General features: G+C 62.1%; 13 protein-coding genes and 1 tRNA gene. 13 read left to right on the forward strand and 1 reads right to left on the reverse strand.

The genetic code is table 11. From position 1 onward, the window contains the following. Positions 1-112 precede the first annotated feature (112 nt). The 6 genes from QZ409_RS03570 to QZ409_RS03595 all read left to right on the forward strand — a co-directional run bounded on the left by QZ409_RS03570 (position 113) and on the right by QZ409_RS03595 (position 10,402). Positions 113-637 carry an arsenate reductase ArsC gene (locus tag QZ409_RS03570; protein ID WP_296707196.1) on the forward strand — a complete coding sequence of 175 codons (525 nt, stop codon included), beginning with the start codon at positions 113-115 and terminating at the stop codon, positions 635-637. Between the two features lie 417 nt (positions 638-1,054). Next, on the forward strand, positions 1,055-1,378 hold the full coding sequence (locus tag QZ409_RS03575) for a hypothetical protein (protein WP_296707198.1): 324 nt from the start codon (positions 1,055-1,057) through the stop codon (positions 1,376-1,378). Positions 1,379-1,531: 153 nt separating this feature from the next. Beyond that, entirely contained in the window at positions 1,532-3,073 is a 1,542-nt protein-coding gene (locus tag QZ409_RS03580) for an efflux RND transporter periplasmic adaptor subunit (protein WP_296707199.1), read from the forward strand. Then, complete coding sequence (locus tag QZ409_RS03585) at positions 3,070-6,255, forward strand: CusA/CzcA family heavy metal efflux RND transporter (RefSeq protein WP_296707202.1); 3,186 nt, start codon at positions 3,070-3,072, stop codon at positions 6,253-6,255. Before QZ409_RS03580 ends, QZ409_RS03585 begins: the two co-directional genes overlap by 4 nt. Before the next feature lie 717 nt (positions 6,256-6,972). Next, positions 6,973-8,052 (forward strand): ATP-binding protein, encoded by a 1,080-nt coding sequence (locus QZ409_RS03590; RefSeq protein WP_296707204.1) that lies wholly within the window; start codon positions 6,973-6,975, stop codon positions 8,050-8,052. 121 nt (positions 8,053-8,173) lie between these two features. Then, the gene (locus tag QZ409_RS03595) at positions 8,174-10,402 is read left to right on the forward strand and encodes a S8 family serine peptidase (RefSeq protein ID WP_296707206.1); all 2,229 of its coding nucleotides are present in this window, start codon (positions 8,174-8,176) and stop codon (positions 10,400-10,402) included. A gap of 1,021 nt (positions 10,403-11,423) precedes the next feature. Here QZ409_RS03595 and QZ409_RS03600 read toward each other — a convergent pair. Further along, positions 11,424-11,513, reverse strand: a tRNA-Ser gene (locus QZ409_RS03600). A gap of 362 nt (positions 11,514-11,875) precedes the next feature. Between QZ409_RS03600 and rplU the strand changes: the two genes are divergently transcribed. The 7 genes from rplU to QZ409_RS03635 all read left to right on the forward strand — a co-directional run bounded on the left by rplU (position 11,876) and on the right by QZ409_RS03635 (position 17,717). Continuing rightward, positions 11,876-12,187, forward strand: a complete 312-nt coding sequence (gene rplU, locus QZ409_RS03605) for a 50S ribosomal protein L21 (protein ID WP_283366948.1) — start codon at positions 11,876-11,878, stop codon at positions 12,185-12,187. A gap of 72 nt (positions 12,188-12,259) precedes the next feature. Further along, a complete protein-coding gene (rpmA, locus tag QZ409_RS03610; protein WP_296707212.1) occupies positions 12,260-12,532 on the forward strand; it encodes a 50S ribosomal protein L27 in 273 nt (90 codons plus the stop codon). A 211-nt stretch (positions 12,533-12,743) separates the two neighbouring features. Continuing rightward, positions 12,744-13,352, forward strand: a complete 609-nt coding sequence (locus QZ409_RS03615; RefSeq protein ID WP_296707216.1) for a GNAT family N-acetyltransferase — start codon at positions 12,744-12,746, stop codon at positions 13,350-13,352. Positions 13,353-13,444: 92 nt separating this feature from the next. Continuing rightward, positions 13,445-14,515 carry a GTPase ObgE gene (gene obgE, locus QZ409_RS03620; protein WP_296707217.1) on the forward strand — a complete coding sequence of 357 codons (1,071 nt, stop codon included), beginning with the start codon at positions 13,445-13,447 and terminating at the stop codon, positions 14,513-14,515. Positions 14,516-14,623: 108 nt separating this feature from the next. Continuing rightward, positions 14,624-15,757 (forward strand): glutamate 5-kinase, encoded by a 1,134-nt coding sequence (gene proB / locus QZ409_RS03625; RefSeq protein ID WP_296707218.1) that lies wholly within the window; start codon positions 14,624-14,626, stop codon positions 15,755-15,757. Between the two features lie 57 nt (positions 15,758-15,814). After that, on the forward strand, positions 15,815-17,107 hold the full coding sequence (locus QZ409_RS03630) for a glutamate-5-semialdehyde dehydrogenase (RefSeq protein WP_296707219.1): 1,293 nt from the start codon (positions 15,815-15,817) through the stop codon (positions 17,105-17,107). A 16-nt stretch (positions 17,108-17,123) separates the two neighbouring features. Then, positions 17,124-17,717 carry a nicotinate-nucleotide adenylyltransferase gene (locus QZ409_RS03635; protein WP_342394823.1) on the forward strand — a complete coding sequence of 198 codons (594 nt, stop codon included), beginning with the start codon at positions 17,124-17,126 and terminating at the stop codon, positions 17,715-17,717. Positions 17,718-17,777 lie beyond the last annotated feature (60 nt).

Genomic DNA, 17,777 nt, shown 5'->3' on the forward strand with positions numbered 1-17,777 from the left:
AGCCGGGCCGCTGCTTTTTGTCGCAGACTGTTTGCGCGCAAGATCGAAAGTCGCGCGCACAGGCGCGTTGCCCGCTGGACCAACGCCGACCTTACGGAGGAGGAAAGCCGCCATGGAAAAAAAATATAACGTCCTGTTCCTTTGCACGGGCAATTCCGCGCGCTCGATCATGGCCGAAAGCATCCTGCGTAAGGAAGGCGCCGATCGCTTCAACGCCTTTTCCGCCGGCAGCCACCCAAAAGGCGCGATCAATCCGCTCGCCATCAAAGTTCTGCAAAGCTATGGTCTTCCAACCGACGGGTTGCGTTCGAAGCCTTGGGACGAGTTTGCGACCGAAACCTCGCCCAAGCTCGATTTCGTCTTCACGGTTTGCGACAGCGCCGCCGGCGAAGCCTGTCCGCACTGGCCCGGCCAGCCGATGACCGCGCATTGGGGCATCGAAGACCCGGCTGCCGTCGAGGGAACCGACCTCGAAAAAGAGCGCGCCTTCGTGCTGGCTTTTCGCTATCTGCGCAACCGCATCACAATCTTCAACGCGCTTCCGATCGCCCGCCTCGACAAACTGGCGCTCAGCGCCAAATTGCGGGAGATCGGCGAGACCGAAGGCGCGTCTCATTGCGCAAAACACGAGGCATGAGCGCGAACGCGGACATAAGCGCAAAGGCCGTGGCGTCGCCGAAAAAATAGTGGCCGGCGCCGGCGGCATATGAGACCGACAGCACTGCACTTCGCGCGAGAAACGCGGGCCCCAATCCGGCGAATGGCCGCTTCGAGGCGTTGATTGATACGCCGGGCGAATTCAGGGAAGGACCGCCATGGGTCACTTTTACCCGTTCGTTCGTAGCTTCCGACGTCGGTTGTTTGCAGGACTGCCGTCATTCGCGGAAGTGCGGCCAGGCGCCAGAAGCGGTCGTTAATATATCGATATTCGAATAGTTTGTCCGGTCAATTCCAGCGAAAAGTGGAAGTTCGGTGTCGTCTGAATGAACTATTTTTTGGGCGGATTGCTGAGCATTCAGCTGTCGAAGACGTTGGGAAACGATGATGCAAGTCAGTGATTGCCAAGGCCACGGTTGATATTTTCGTCCAGTTGTCCGAAAATCGTGTCCATGGTTCGCTGGGCCCGCTTCATTTTCTCGATTTTCGCTCTCGTGAGCTTGCTCACTGCGGGAACGGGGGGCGCTACAACGGCGAAAGCTCATCATCACTGCTGTCCCGAAATGGTGATGGACAGTCATTCCGGCGACTGCAACGATCAGGGAACCATGCCGAACTGTTGCGCGGCGGCTTCCTGCTCTGTCGTGCCGCCCAACTTTTCCGCACGCGCCGTCCCGCTCACGCTGCGAACCTTCGCTCTTTTTTTCCAACCATTATTTGACGACGCCAGGATTCCGAGCCTGCCCCCGTCGCCGGATTTGCGACCTCCCATCGCCTGAAGCCGTAACTTTGGACCTCCGTTCGCCGTAACCGGGCGAAGGAGACTACGCGTCTTCACGTGACGGCCGGCTTTCCGGTCGGGAGATCGATCATCATGACCCCGTCTTTTCGCCTCATAGGCGTCTGCGCGCTCGTGGGAGGCGTCGCCTTGGCGGCGCTCGCCGCTCCGCGCTTTCCTTCGGTTTTCAAGTTTTCGCTGACGGGGGCCGCGGTCAGCGCGCAAGAAGACCCCATCGTCCTTTACCGGGATCCGATGGGCGGGGCGGAACTGTCCAAAGACCCGAAAAAGGATGGCATGGGCATGGATTTCCTGCCCGTCCGCCGTTCCATGATCGCGCCTCTGCTGGCGAAATTGCCGGCCAGTCCATCGGCCTCCACACGGGAGCCAATGTTCTGGCGGGATCCCATGGGCGGCTCGGAAATTTCCCTGACGCCCAAGAAAGACGCGATGGGCATGGACTTCCTGCCCGTCGGCGCCGAGGAACTCTCTCGCCTGCTCGCGCCGATTGGGGCGGAAAAGACCGCAACGGCGGGCGAGGCCGCCGAACCGGGCAAGAAACGCATCCTCTATTACCGCAATCCGATGGGCCTGCCCGATGTTTCGCCGGTTCCCAAGAAGGATGCGATGGATATGGATTACCTGCCCGTCTACGAAGGGGAAGGCGAGGATTCATCGACGATCAAACTGGCCCCCGGCAAGGTGCAGCGCACCGGCGTGCGCTCCGAGCCGGCGCAAAGCCAGATCGTGGTCTCGAAAATCCGGGTTCCGGGATCGATTCAGCTCGACGAGCGCCGGGTCGTCGTTGTCGCGACGCGCTCCACCTCCTTCATCGAAAAGGTCGCCGATGTGACGACCGGCGATTTGGTCAAGAAGGGCCAAATCCTGTTTCGCTTCTATTCGCCGGAAATCGCCGCGGCGGCGGCGCAATATTTCTCCAATTCCAGCTATCCGGGTGCGCGCACGCGCCTCGACGTTCTCGACGCTCCGCCCGATTTCGTCGCCGAGATCGACCGCGCGCACAAGGTTCCCCTGAGCGTCGCCTGGACCGCGCCGCGCGATGGAATCGTGTTCGAACGCATGGCGGTTGACGGCATGAAGGCCGATCCCGGCCAGGCGTTGTTCAAACTGGTCGATCTTTCGGTCGTCTGGGCCCTCGTGGACGTCTCGGAGCGCGATTACGATCGAATCCGACCGGGACAGGTAGTGTCGATTCAAGCGCGCGGCTTGCCCGGCAAGATGTTTTCCGGTCGTGTCAGCCTGATTTATCCCCAGATCAATCGCGAAACCCGCACCGCACGCGTCCGCGTGGAGCTGCAAAACCCCGACCTCGTCCTGCGGCCCGACATGTACGTCGACGCCGAAATCGCCGCAGGCGACGGCGGCAAGGTCGTGACGGTTCCCGATAGCGCCGTCATCGATTCCGGCAAGCAGCAATTGGTGATTCTCGACAAGGGCGAGGGGCGTTTCGAACCGCGACAGGTGAAGATCGGGCGGCGCGGGGAAGGCGTCGTCGAAATCCGCGAGGGTGTGGCCGAGGGCGACAAGGTCGTCACCGCCGCCAATTTCCTGATCGACGCCGAAAGCAATCTCAAGGCGGCGCTCAAGGGCCTCGGCCAGCCGGAGGACGCGAAATGATCGGTCGTCTTATCGCCTGGTCGGCGCGCAACCTCGTTCTGATCCTCATCGGCATGGTTTTCGTCATCGCGGCCGGCGTCTTCGCGCTACGCACGCTGCCGCTCGACGCCATTCCCGACCTCTCCGACGTTCAGGCCATCGTATACACCGAATATCCCGGCCAAGCGCCGCAGGTCGTCGAGGATCAGGTCACCTATCCCCTGACGAGCGCCATGCTGACCGTACCGCGCTCAAAAGTGGTGCGCGGCTTTTCCTTTTTCGGCGTGTCCTTCGTCTACATCATTTTCGAGGACGGGACCGATCTCTATTGGGCCCGCTCGCGCGTCCTTGAATATCTTTCCGCCGCCGGCAGTCGTCTTCCCGCTGGCGTTTCGCCGGTGCTGGGGCCGGACGCGACCGGCGTCGGCTGGGTTTATCAATATGCGGTCGTCGCCAAGGAATTGACTCTGGCCGAATTGCGGTCGCTTCAGGACTGGACGATCCGCTATGGCCTCGCCAAGGCGGAAGGGGTCGCGGAAATCGCCAGCGTCGGCGGCTTCGTCAAGCAATATAATGTCGTCGTGGACCCCAACCGCCTGCGCGCGCTCGGCATACCGCTCGCGAAACTGCGGGACGCGATCCGCGCCAGCAATACGGACGTCGGCGGACGCACGGTCGAACTGTCCGAGTTCGAGTTCATCGTCCGGGGGCGCGGCTATTTGCGCGGCGCGCCCGACCTCGAATCCATCGTTCTGCGCTCCGACAACGGCACGCCATTATTGCTGAAGGACGTGGCGCGCGTCGAACTCGGCCCCGACGAACGGCGAGGCATCACCGAACTCAACGGCGAGGGCGAAGTGGCGAGCGGCATCGCGCTCCAGCGCTACGGCGCCAATGCGCTGACGGTCATCGACAATATCAAGGCGGCCTTTGCGGCGCTCGCACCGAGCCTGCCCAAGGGCGTCGAGATCGTTTCCGTCTACGACCGCTCGCAGCTCATCCATGCGGCGATTGAGACCTTGGAACACACTTTGTTCGAGGAAAGCGTCATCGTCGCCTTGGTCTGCGTCATCTTCCTTTTGCATGTGAGGAGCGCGCTCGTCGCCATCGTTATGTTGCCGGTCGGGGTGCTGATGGCCTTCGCCGCAATGAAGGCGCTCGGCCTCGGCTCGAACATCATGAGCCTGGGCGGCATCGCCATTGCGATCGGCGCCATGGTCGACGCGGCGATCGTCATGATCGAGAATGCCCACAAGCGCCTCGAACGCGCCCCCCCGGGCAAGCCGCGCCTTGACATATTGATCGAGGCGGCGACCGAGGTCGGCCCAGCGCTTTTTTTCAGCCTGCTCGTCATCACCGTCTCCTTCCTGCCGATTTTCACCCTTGAGGCGCAGGAGGGACGGCTGTTCAGTCCACTCGCCTATACCAAGACGTTTGCCATGGCGGCGGCGGCGCTGTTGTCGGTCACTCTGGTTCCCGCGCTGATGGTGATTTTCATACGCGGAAAGATCATCCCCGAGGGCAGGAACCCGATCAATAAATTCCTGATCTGGCTCTATCGTCCGGCGATCCGCTTGGTCTTGCGCGCAAAAGTCCTGACGATCCTGCTGGCCCTCGGCGCGCTGGCGGCGACGGTCTGGCCGGCGCGCCAGATCGGCAGTGAGTTCATGCCGAACCTGAATGAAGGCACCCTGCTTTACATGCCAACGACCCTGCCGGGCCTGTCGGTCACCAAGGCGGCCGAGCTGTTACAAACACAGGACCAAATCATCAAAGCCTTCCCTGAAGTCCAGTCGGTTTATGGCAAGGCTGGACGCGCCTCGACCGCGACCGATCCGGCACCCACCGAAATGATCGAGACGGTGATCACTCTCAAGCCGAAGGAGCAATGGCGCCCAGGCGTGACGATCGACAAGCTCATCGCCGAAATGGACGCGGCTTTGCAGTTTCCCGGGGTGTCGAACGCCTGGACCATGCCGATCAAGGCGCGCCTGGACATGCTGGCGACGGGCATTCGCACGCCGGTCGGCGTCAAGATTTTCGGGCGCGACCTGACGCAGATCGAAAATCTGGCGCGCCAAGTCGAAACGGCGCTGAAGCGAGTTCCCGGCACATCGAGCGCCTATGCCGAGCGGATTATCGGCGGCTATTATCTAGACGTGGTCCCCGACCGCGCGGCACTGGCGCGCTACGGCCTGATGATTGGCGATGTCCAGGACGTCATCGCCATGGCGCTCGGCGGCGAGACGGTCACGACCACGGTCGAGGGACGCGAGCGCTATGGCGTCAATATCCGCTATCCGCGCGATTTTCGCTCCGATCCGCAGGCGATCTCCAACGACGTGCTGATTCCCCTGCCGGCGGGTGGAACGGCGCCGCTCGGCGAGGTCGCCAAGATCGAGCTGGTCCGCGGGCCGACGTCGATCCGCACCGAAAACGGTCAACTCGCGGCTTATGTCTTCGTCGACGTCCGCGACCGCGACATCGGCTCCTACGTCGCCGACGCGCGCCAGGCGGTCGCGAGTTCGGTCGAATTCCCGGCCGGCTATTACGCCGCCTGGAGCGGGCAATATGAATATATGCAGCGCGCCGCGGCGCGGATGCGGGTGGTCGTGCCGTTTACCCTGCTCATCATCTTCCTGCTGCTATATCTCAACTTCCGGCGGCTGACCGAGACGCTGATCGTTATGATTTCGCTGCCTTTCGCACTGATCGGCGGCGTCTGGCTGATGTGGTATCTGGGCTTCAACATGTCGATCGCGGTCGCGGTCGGCTTCATCGCGCTCGCGGGCGTCGCCGCCGAGACCGGCGTCGTCATGCTGATCTATCTCGATCAGGCGATGAAGGAGGTTGCGGCCGCGCGCGCCAAAGAGGGCGGCGACTTCACGCGCACCGATCTGCATGAAGCGATCATGCTCGGAGCAGTCGAGCGCGTCCGGCCGAAAATGATGACGGTCGCGGCTATCATAGCCGGCCTCGTGCCAATCCTGTGGAGCACGGGCGCAGGCTCGGAGGTGATGCAGCGCATCGCCGTGCCGATGATTGGCGGTATGGTCTCCTCGACCTTGCTGACGCTCATTGTCATCCCCGCCATCTACGACCTCGTCAAGGGTATTGCCCTTCCGGGCGAAAGCGCAGCAGCGCAATCAGGCCAATTTGCGTCGCGTCTCGCAAAGCAAAGCGAAACCGCGGCCGCCGAATAGGCCTCACCTTAGGAGATTTCCAATATTGACCTGCAGAGTACGTCGCGAGCGACCGCCTTGGGTCACGATGAGACCATTGCAGGCGAATGGGAAGGTCAGCTTAAGAGCCGACTCCGGCCGACTTCTATGCGGCACGGCATCGGCCGGAGTGGCCGCGTATTATAATGTGATCAAACTGGGCTTGCGATGAGAGCACAACTTCCCACGCGCAAAACCCGCGCCAGCAGCCAGCGGTCATGATCCTCCTGACCCTGTTCGCCGGGCGAATCGCCGTCATAAAAAACGGCGCCAGCCCGGCGGTGGGATCGACCTCGCGGCATTGTTCGTGTCGCAGTCGCGTCCGCGCCTATTCGTGATCGGCGTTCACGAGGACGTCAAAATCAATCCATCCCTGTTGTCGCCGGAGTCGATCGAGCCCTTTCACACACGGGGCCTTCGTAGCGCGGCGGCCTGCGCCGCGTCCTTCTGACTCAGGCCAAGCGCCTTAAGTGGCTTGCCCATCGGCGCTACGAGGCACTCGGAGGGGCAGCGTCCGTCGAACGCTGACGAGGACGTGTAACTAAACAACCATTCGTCGAGGGTAACCCTTCAGTGCGAAACTCCTGCGGGACGCGTACGCCCGGCCGGGCTGGTTTATTTACGAAACTTGTTTAAAGAGAGTATCGTTGCGATCAGCGTACGCGGTCGCTCCCAGTTGCAAGGTTTAACGGTTCTGGCATGGCATCGGCACAGCAGCTGATCGGGCTCATTAAGAGCCACGCTGAAGGTGACGGGGATCGGTTTTTCGATCTCGCGATGCAGCTTGCTGCCTCGGAAGATCAAAAAGGCCATAAACGCCTGGCAGAACAACTGAGACAATGGGCAGAAGCTGGGCAAGCGCCCCCAAAATCTGCGGTGCGGAACAAGCCTACGCCGTTGAACGCGCCGCGCGGCGAGTTGGCGGCGTTTCTGAGCGCCAGCTATCCGGCCACTCGCCTTGCCGACGTGATTCTTCCGTTCCACATTGGAGACGAGCTCGCCCAAATCGTCGTCGAGACTCGGATGACGGAAAAGCTCGAAGAAAAGGGGTTACGTCCGCGGCGTCGCCTCTTGCTTGCGGGGCCGCCAGGCACAGGGAAGACGCTGACAGCTGCAGCGCTGTCCGGTGAACTTAAGTTTCCGATGTTCACGGTGCTTCTCCACGGCCTGATCACCAAGTTCATGGGCGAGACGGCGCAAAAGTTGCGCATGATCTTCGATGCGGTTCGAACTACGCGCGGGATCTACCTTTTTGACGAAATCGACGCACTAGCAGCGGCTCGCGGCACGGAAAACGATGTCGGCGAGGCGCGTCGAATCTTGAATTCCTTCCTTCAATTCCTGGACGAGGACACGGGGCCATCAATTGTAATCGCCACGACCAATCTGCCTCAGATCTTAGATCGCGCCATTTTGCGGAGGTTTGACCTCGTATTGCCATACGAAATGCCTGAAGGCGCGGCTATCGAAAAGGCAATGCGACGTAGGCTTGCCGGCTTTGATGTTAGCGATATTGATTGGAACAAAGTTATTCGTTGTGCGGACGGGCTTTCGACAGCCGACGTCGTCGCCGCGGGTGAAGATGCGGCAAGGCGCGCTGTATTGGGGAATTCGAGCTCGATCGTCACGTCGGCTCTGATTTCCTCGCTTGAACGTCGCCGCTCATTGCAGGGAATTGGGGCGGATGCCGAGGGATCGTCGACACTTCACACTCAGCGGATTGGGGATCGCTCGGGAATTCAAAACAAAAAGCCGCGGCGGCGGAAAACAACCACGTGATGTTTCAGATCGCGCAAACCACGCTCAAGCGCTCCTGCGAGCGCTGGACGCTCTCCCCGATATTTCCGGGGATCAAAGTGCCGGTGTCTATTTAGAAGTTACTGGCCGGCCTGGCGAAGTGATGATCACTAAAAGCCTTAATGCAAGTGGGCTTACCCTGCTTCGGTTGGCGCCTGCACGGCAGGAGGACGGACAGCCAAATAGGGCCACGGTCTTTGCGTCATCAGGCGGCATCGAGAAGCTGCGGCGGAAAATTGAGGACTTCGCCGGAGCTCTGCCGATCAAGAAAGATGGCAGCGACGGTCGGCCGAAAAATGCCGACCTGGTGCAAAGCATCGGAGCCATTGTAGAGGCTGGTCTCCGCGCGCTTTGGCGTAGCCCCGGAGACCGATTCCCCTCCGATGTCGGCTCTAAGCCATGGGAAATATGGCTCGACAAGAACCAAGCCTCGCAGTTCATTTCGGGTGCAGCTCAATATGGCGTCGCCGTCGGCGCTGACCGCATAGAATTCCCCGAAGACCTTGTCGTGATCGCGATCGCGACAAGCGATGGGCTGGCGCGCGCGATCAGGCGGCTTGGAGGCGTTCGCGCCCTCGCCGCGCCCACTGTGACTGCTGACTATTTTGACGGCCTGGAACCTGAAGAACAGATCGGATGGGTGCAGAGCCTCGTTAACCGGACGACATATGACGGAGGCGACGATCCGAACGCCATTACGCTGCTTGATACAGGCGTGAGCCGCGCCCACCCACTGATCGCGCCGGCTTTACAAGCTAATGACAGGCATGCAGCCGATCCGGCCTGGGGCTTGGACGACCTCAAAGGCCATGGCACGAGTTTGGCTGGGCTCGCTCTTTTCGGCGACCTAACAACCGTTTTGCAAGGAACGCTGCCGATAACCATCCGTCATCGGCTGGAATCCGCCAAGATCATTCCCGATGCCGGCTTCAACCCGCACCATCTTTTGGGGGCGGTGACCCGAGCGGGCGTGAATGCGGCTGAAACCGTTGGCCAGCGGCGGCGTACATTCGCATTGGCAAGCACAACGGTGGACGACACGCCACATGATGGCGCGCCAACGTCCTGGTCCAGCGAACTGGATCAGCTTACGAGCGGCGTTTCAGGAAATCAGCAGCATCCGCGCCTGCTCGTCGTGTCTGCCGGAAACAGCGATCAGAACAGGTTTGGGAACACCGGTTACCTGTCGGTCTCCGATCATCCTGAAAATGAACTCGAATCGCCGGCTCAGGCCTGGAACGCGGTCAGCGTAGGGGCCTTCACGGAAAAGAACGTTTTGCCACCAGCAGAACCGGGTACGCCGTTCGCGCCTGCGGGAGACCTCTCGCCCAGTTCTCGAACCGCGAGTTGGATATCACATTGGCCCATCAAACCTGAGGTCGTGTTCGAAGGTGGGAACTGGGTCGTCAATGGCGCCCCGCCTCCGATGAGACACCCGGCGCTTTCGACGCTGACCACCTGCCACCAATACCCGCTGCGCGCCTTAACAACATGCGCGGATACCAGTGGCGCAACCGCCCTGGCCGCAAAGGCGATCACAGAACTCTGGTCGGATTATCCGGATCTGTGGCCGGAAACAGTGCGCGCGATTTTCGTATCGTCAGCGCGATGGACGACGCAAATGCGCGGCCATCTTCCTCCAAATCCGGCCAAGTGGCACTATGAGCCGTTGTTCAGACGGTATGGCTACGGCGTGCCCGAAATGGAGCGTGCTCGCCGAAGCGCTTCCAACGCGCTGACCTTGATCGTGGAAGACACGATTACTCCGTATCGGAAAAGCGCCAGTTCGGGCGCCGACCATGTGCACAATGAGATGAAATTGTTTGAGCTTCCTCGGCCGGTGAAGGAGCTTCGCAAACTGACCAATACACCAGTGACGCTTCGCATAGCCCTCAGCACATTCATTTTTCCAAACCCTTCCGAGCCTGCCAGAGGATCAAAATTCAGGTACGCATCACACAACCTCCGCTTCAAATTGAACCGACCCAACGAGAAGCGACCGGCTTTCATCGCGCGGATCAGCAAGGTTGCCGACGATTTTGATGAAGCCCTTGTTGACGAGGACGATGGCTGGACGTTTGGGCAAAATCGCCGTGACGTTGGATCGCTTCAAATCGATGAGCTAACATGTCCCGCATCGGACCTCGCGCGTCGCAACATCATCGCGGTGCACCCGGTTGCCGGATGGTGGAAGTCGAAAGCCGTGCAAAACCCTCATGAGCGTTCAGCGCGCTTTGCTCTCGTTGTTGAAATTGACGCCGAGGCAGTTGAAGCTGACCTGTATGCCGAGGTGAAGGCAGCAATAGCGAACATGAATGTCGTGAAGGTTTGATCAAATGGAGTTGCCGGTCTGAACTGGACGCGCGACTCATCGGCCTCCAACCTTCGCGCGAGTTCATCGTGATCTGGCGCAACAAGGTGGACTTCGAACCGCTGGCCAATTGCGAGCAATCACCCGAGCGATCATGCCACAACATATTTTTTCTCCTGGCAAAGCGATGTTCCCACAATCGTCGGCCGAAACCTTATTGAACGTGGTCTTGAGCGCGCGAGGCCGAGTCGCGTCTCAGCCCGAAGATGCGCAAGAGGCCGCGGCCTTACAGCAGGCTGCTGAATTACGTCCGCTAAGCCCCAAACGTTGCTGATTCGTTTCGTGGGTCGCGCCCGGCTGGGCGTTCTCCTTCCAATTCAGCACCTCGCCAAGGGCATCGCGCATTGGCGTGACGGTCGTCCGGCGAAGAAGATTGCAAGAGCGTGGTGGGACGCCGGAAATTTCTGCCGAACGTTAGACTGAGCTTGACGCGGCCGCCGAGTGGAGGGGCGTGGAATTTGTCGAGGCTACGTTCGAGGTCAAGACCGACTTGGGTACGCCAGGAAGAGCGAGCCAAACCGATCTGCTTGTACTTGCAAAACGCCGCAGCAAACCATGGGCGTTATCACTGTCGAAGGGAAGGCCGACGAGCCGTTTGGCGGAATAGTGGAGAAATGGGTTGGGCGAAACGGACGATAGCTCCGGAGCTTCGTCCGAGGGCAGCAAAGCGACGCCGTCGCCAACGAAATTCGCTCGCCTGGACGCACTTTGCAAAAAGCTAAAGCTCGATCGAACGGTTGCGCTCGCTCTGGACCGCTCCGAGACGAAAATTAGCAACCACGTCCGAAGTCGCGGCCGGAACACCAAGTCGCCGAAATACGAATCGGAGCCAGGCTGAACTTTTAGCGAAAACCCGGTGACAGACAACGACCCTTCGGGGCCGTTTTTCGTAAGTCCATGTCTGAACGAGCGCCGCAATGTAAGCGTGACTGTAAGCGCTGTGCCGCCGAAACCTAAATTTATCAATGAAATCAATGGTGGCTGGCGGAGAGGGAGGGATTCGAACCCCCGATACGGTTGCCCGTATGCCGCATTTCGAGTGCGGTGCATTCGACCACTCTGCCACCTCTCCAATCCAAGGTGTGTCGGAGGGCAGGCGCCCATCCGGTGGTGAGGCGGCGCAATAACATGGCCTCGCGCGAACGCGCAAGCGCCTTTGTGCCGAAAGCGCAAATTCATGTCGCGCCCCGCGCGAGCGCAATAGCGGCTTGACTTCGCGCCGCGCGCGGCATAGGAAAACCGACGGTTTGTCGTGGCCTCCGCCGCGGCATTTGCGTTTTTCGGCCCTGCCTTTCCGGCCTGGCCGGTCTCCGCCCGCAAGCCGGACCCCGGCTGGCCGCCATCGCGCGGCGCGCAAGGGTCCACCCCTGCTGGTTCAGCTGCAAAGAAGCCGGCCGCGCGAGCGCAGAGCCGGATCGAACACGAGGAAGAACGATGTTCGCAGTCATTAAAACCGGCGGCAAGCAGTATCGCGTCGCCGCCGATGAAAAGATTACCGTCATGTCCCTCGCCGGCGAAGCCGGCTCCGAGGTGATTTTCTCCGACGTTCTCCTGGTGGAGAAGGACGGCGCCGCGCAGGTTGGCGCGCCTTTCATCGCCGGCGCCTCCGTCAAGGGCGAGATCGTCGAACAGGCTCGCGGCCCGAAGGTCATTTCCTTCAAGAAGCGCCGCCGCAAGAATTCGAAGCGCAAGCGCGGCCACCGTCAGGACCTGACGGTCGTGCGCATCACCGAAGTGGTCGCCTGATCGGCTCGCGCTTCATCCATTGACGCAGGGCCGTGTAAAAGTCGGTCATAGAAAAAGTTTCGGAGCGGAAAAATGGCTCACAAAAAGGCTGGCGGTTCATCCCGCAACGGGCGCGACTCGGAAGGTCGGCGCCTTGGCGTGAAAAAGTTCGGCGGCGAGAATGTCGTGGCCGGCAACATCATCGTGCGTCAGCGCGGCACCAAGTGGCATCCCGGCGCCAATGTCGGCATCGGCAAGGATCACACCCTGTTCGCCCTCGTAGACGGCAAGGTGTTGTTCAAGACGCAAGGGGCCCGCTCCGTCATTACGGTGACGGAAGCCCCGGCGGCCCAGGCCGCAGAGTAACGAGGTCGCGAATTTCGGGACCTCCAAGGCGCAAGCCCCCAGGATGGTCCCGAAGTTGTGGTCCCGACATCCGGTCGGAAGCCGACGAAACGACAAAAGGACATGTTCCGGCGCGAAGAAGGTCACATTCTTCCGTCAGGATCAAATCCGGAGCCCAATGCTCAAGGGGGAACGGCGTCGTTTCCCCTTTTGCTTTGACCGGAGCCTTTTCATGTTTCCCGATCTCGCGCGCGACGATGTTTTCCGTCTTGAAACGCGGCGACTGTGGCTGCGCTGGCCGCGCCAGTCCGACGCGCCGGCCCTTTCCGTTCTGGCGAGCGAATGGGATGTGGCGCGCGCAACCGCGATGATTCCGCATCCCTATGCGCCCGAGGACGCCGACCGTTTCATTCTGGCGGCCCGCGCCGCCAACGCCCGCGGCGCGGCCCTGCGTTTCGGCATGACGCTCAAGTCCTTCCCGCGCAAATTTGTCGGCATGATCGGCGTCGAGCTGGACGAGACCGGCCCGCGGATCGGATTTTGGCTCGGCCGGCCCTATTGGGGAAGCGGGTTGATGAGCGAAGCCGTCGAGGCGACAACCGACGTCTTTTTCCGGCTGACGGAGGGTGACGAACTCGCCGCTTTCGTCCTGCCGGAAAACGCGGCCTCGCGCTCCGTGCTGGAAAAGGCCGGTTTCGTCGAAGAAGGCCGGATCGAAGCCGGGCCAGGCCGCCATGCCGACAGCCCGTTCGCGCGGCTGGTCCTGCGGCGGCGCGATTGGCAGGGCTTTGCGGGCCTTGGCTTGCGGCCCGGGCTCGCCTCCGCTAGAGCCTTATCCTAGAGCAGCGCGCGAAAATGACATTGCGGCTCGCGTCCGACCGGCGCGGCCGCTCCTTTTTTCCATCCAGTGGCGCGCTCGCGCCGGATTGACCCATGAAATTTCTCGACCAGGCGAAAATCTATGTGCGCTCCGGCGATGGCGGCGCTGGCTGCGTCTCGTTCCGGCGCGAAAAATTCATTGAATTCGGCGGACCCGACGGCGGCGATGGCGGGCGCGGCGGCGATGTCGTCGCTGAATGCGTCGAGGGGCTGAACACGCTGATCGACTACCGGTTCCAGCAGCATTTCAAGGCCAAGACGGGCATGCACGGCATGGGCAAGAACCGCGCCGGCGGACGCGGCGCGGACGCCCTGCTGAAAGTGCCCGAGGGCACGCAGATCTTCGAGGAGGATGGCGAGACATTGATCGCCGACCTCACCGAAATCGGCCAGCGCGTGGTGATCTGCAAGGGCGGCAATGGCGGCTTCGGCAATCTGCACTTCACGACCTCGACCAATCGCGCCCCGCGCCGGGCCAATCCGGGCCAGGAGGGCGAAGAGCGCACGCTCATTCTGCGGCTGAAGCTGATCGCGGATGGCGGCCTTGTCGGCCTGCCCAATGCCGGCAAGTCGACCTTTCTGGCCACGGTTTCCGCCGCACGGCCCAAGATCGCCGATTATCCCTTCACCACGCTGCATCCCAATCTCGGCGTGGTCCATGTCGACGGCAAGGAATTCGTGCTGGCCGACATTCCCGGCCTGATCGAAGGCGCGCATGAGGGCCTTGGCCTCGGCGACCGGTTTTTGGGCCATGTCGAGCGCACCGGCGCGATTCTGCATCTCATCGACGCCACCTGCGAACATGCCGGCAAAGCCTACAAGATCGTGCGCGGCGAGCTTTCCGCCTATGGCCACGGGCTGGAGGACAAGGAAGAAATCGTCGCCTTGTCCAAGGTGGATGCGGTGGATGCCGAATCCTTGAAGCAGCAGGTCGAGCGGTTGAAGCGCGCGATCCGCAGCGCCGGTCCCGCTCTGGCCGATGGCGAGAAGCCGCGCCCGCCGTTCAAAATGTCCGCCATCGCGGGCGAGGGCGTGACGGAGGTGCTGCGCTCGCTGTGGCGCATCATCGACGCGCGGCGTCGGCAGGAGGCGGCCCAGACGCCGCAAGAAGCATGGCGGCCATAATTCTGTCTGGCGGCCGCGTGAGCAGCCGCCGATCCCGCGCATCAGCTTGGAGTCGCATTCGCTCCTAGCCGATCCGCCGAGGCGTACCGGCATTTTTTGGAAAGCAAAATGATTCTTCCCAAGCTCGATCAATTCCGCCGCATCGTCGTCAAGGTCGGCTCCTCCCTGCTGGTCGATCGGGCGCGCGGCGAGGTGAAGCGCGACTGGCTGCACGGTCTCGCCGACGATCTGGCCGCTTTGCACCATCGCGGCGCGGATGTTCTCGTGGTGTCCTCCGGCGCCGTCGCGCTTGGCCGTTCGGTGCTCGGACTGCCGCCTGGCGCGCTGAAGCTGGAGGACAGCCAGGCTTCCGCCGCCGTCGGCCAGATCGCGCTCGCGCGCATCTGGGCCGAGGCTCTGGCGGAGCGCAACATCGTCGCCGGGCAGATTCTCGTCACCTTTGGCGACACGGAAGAACGCCGCCGCTATCTCAACGCCCGCGAGACTCTCGGCCGCCTCATGGCCATGCGCGCCGTGCCGGTGATCAACGAGAACGACACCGTGGCGACCAGCGAAATCCGCTATGGCGATAATGATCGCCTCGCCGCCCGCGTCGCGACCATGGCCTCGGCGGATCTTCTTATCCTGCTGTCGGATGTCGCCGGGCTTTACGACGCGCCGCCTGCGCAAGATCCCAACGCGCGGCTCATTCCGGTGGTGCCGCGCATTTCCGCCGAGATCGAGGCCATGGCCGGCGGCGCCGCCTCCGAGCTGTCGCGCGGCGGCATGCAGACCAAGATCGAGGCGGCCAAGATCGCCACCGCCGGAGGCGCTCATATGGTGATCGCGGACGGCCAGCAGCCCAATCCGGTCGGGCGCATCGCGCAAGGCGCGTCCTGCACCTGGTTCCTCACGCCATCCACGCCGGTCACCGCCCGCAAAAAATGGATCGCCGGTTCGCTGGCGCCGCAGGGCGTGCTGACCATCGACGACGGCGCGGCCCGCGCGATCATCGGCGGCGCCAGTCTGCTGCCGGCAGGGGTCAAGAATGTCGAAGGCGATTTCTCGCGCGGCGATTGCGTGCTGATCCGCAACGCCCAGGGCGGCGAGATCGGGCGCGGGTTGGTCGGCTATGACGCCGGACATGCGTCGCGGATCATCGGCCACAATTCGCGCCAGATCGCGGCGATCCTCGGCATCGAGGGGCGGCTGGAAATGGTTCACCGCGACGATATGGCTCTGGCGGGCGACGCGTTCGCCTGACATTGGCGGCGAGGCCGCCCTCTGCTAGAAATCGCGGCTGCGATCGAGAGAATGGCGATGGAAAATCTGAAAATTGTCGAAGGCGAAGGCGGCGATCTCGGCGCCCTGATGAATGCGATCGGCCAGAAGGCGCGCAAGGCCGCGCGGATTCTGGCGCTCGCGCCGCCGGAGCAGAAAAGCCTCGCTCTCCGCGCCGCCGCCAGAATTTTGCGCGCGCGCGCAAAGGATCTGCTCGACGCCAATGCGCTCGACATGGCCAATGCGCGGGCGAAAAATCTCGCGTCTTCCATGCTCGACCGCTTGATGCTTGACGACAAGCGCATCTCCAGCATGGCGCAGAGCCTCGACGACATCGCCGATTTGCCTGACCCTGTCGGTCGCCTATTGGAGACCTTTGAGCGCCCCAATGGATTGCGCATCCAGCGCATCGCCACGCCGCTCGGCGTGGTCGGCGTGATTTTCGAAAGCCGCCCCAATGTCACCGCCGACGCCGGCGCGCTCTGCCTTAAAGCCGGCAACGCCGCCATTCTGCGCGCGGGATCGGAGAGCTTCAATTCCTCGCGGCTGATCCACGCCTGCCTCGTCGCGGGCCTGATGGAAGCGGGGCTGCCGGAGGATGGAATCGCGCTGATTCCCACGCGCGACCGCGCCGCGGTGGGCGCCATGCTCACCGGCCTGAACGGCGCCATTGACGTAATCGTTCCGCGCGGCGGCAAGAGCCTTGTCGCGCGCGTGCAGGCCGAGGCGCGCGTGCCGGTCTTCGCTCATCTTGAAGGCATCGTTCATGTTTATGTCGATGCCGAGGCCGATCTCGCCAAGGCGGAAAAGATCCTGCTCAACGCCAAAATGCGCCGCACCGGCGTTTGCGGCGCGGCGGAAACGCTGCTGGTGGACCGCGCCGGGGCGGACCGCCTGCTCGCGCCACTGGTGCGGCTGCTGCTCGACGCCGATTGCGAAATTCGCGGCGACGAAGCGACAATGAAGCTCGACCCGCGCGTAAAACCCGCGACGGAAGAGGATTGGTCGACTGAATATCTCGAAGCGATCATTGCGGTGAAGCTGGTGGACGGCGTGCAGGGCGCGATCGACCATATCGAGACCTATGGCTCGCACCACACCGATTGCATCGTGACCGAGAATAAGGATAAGGCCGAGCAGTTCCTGCGCGAGGTGGATTCGGCCATCGTGATCCACAACGCTTCGACGCAATTCGCCGATGGCGGCGAATTCGGCTTCGGCGCGGAGATCGGCATCGCCACCGGGCGGATGCATGCGCGCGGGCCGGTTGGCGTGGCGCAACTCACTTCGTTCAAATATGTCGTGCATGGCGAGGGGCAAACCCGGCCATGATTTCCGCCAAAATCGCATGAGCATGCCGCCTTTTGCGCGCGGCATGCGCATCGGGCTGTTCGGCGGGTCGTTCAACCCGCCGCATGCGGGCCATGCGCTGGTCTGCGCCATCGCGCTGCGCCGGCTGGGGCTGGATCGCATCTGGCTGATGGTGTCGCCCGCCAATCCGCTAAAATCGCGCGAGGGCCTGCCGCCGCTTGGCGAGCGAATGGCGCAAGCGCGAAAAATCATGCGCGATCCACGCATCGTGGTGACCGGCTTCGAGGCGGAAATTGGCGCGGTCTATTCCTGCCAGACTGTCGATTACCTGCGCCGGGCCTGTCCGGGCGTGCATTTTGTCTGGATCATGGGCGCGGATAATCTCGCCGCCTTTTTCCGCTGGCGGCGCTGGCGGGAAATCGCGCGGGCCATGCCCATTCTGGTCATCGACCGGCCCGGCTCGACCCATCGCGCCGTGCATGGTCTGGCTGGCGGCTGGTTCGCGCGCTACCGGCTGCCTGAATCGCAGGCGAAAACCCTGCCGCTGCGCCGCCCCCCGGCGATGATCGTGCTGCACGGTCCACGGTCGCCGCTGTCATCGACGCAATTGCGGGCGAAGAAGCGCGGCTAGTTATTGCCGCGTCAGCTTGGCGACATGAATGTCGCCCCCGTTTTTGGCCCGGGAGATGCT

The sequence above is a fragment of the Rhodoblastus sp. genome (assembly GCF_019449565.1).
In the GTDB taxonomy this organism is placed as follows: Bacteria; Pseudomonadota; Alphaproteobacteria; order Rhizobiales; family Beijerinckiaceae; genus Rhodoblastus.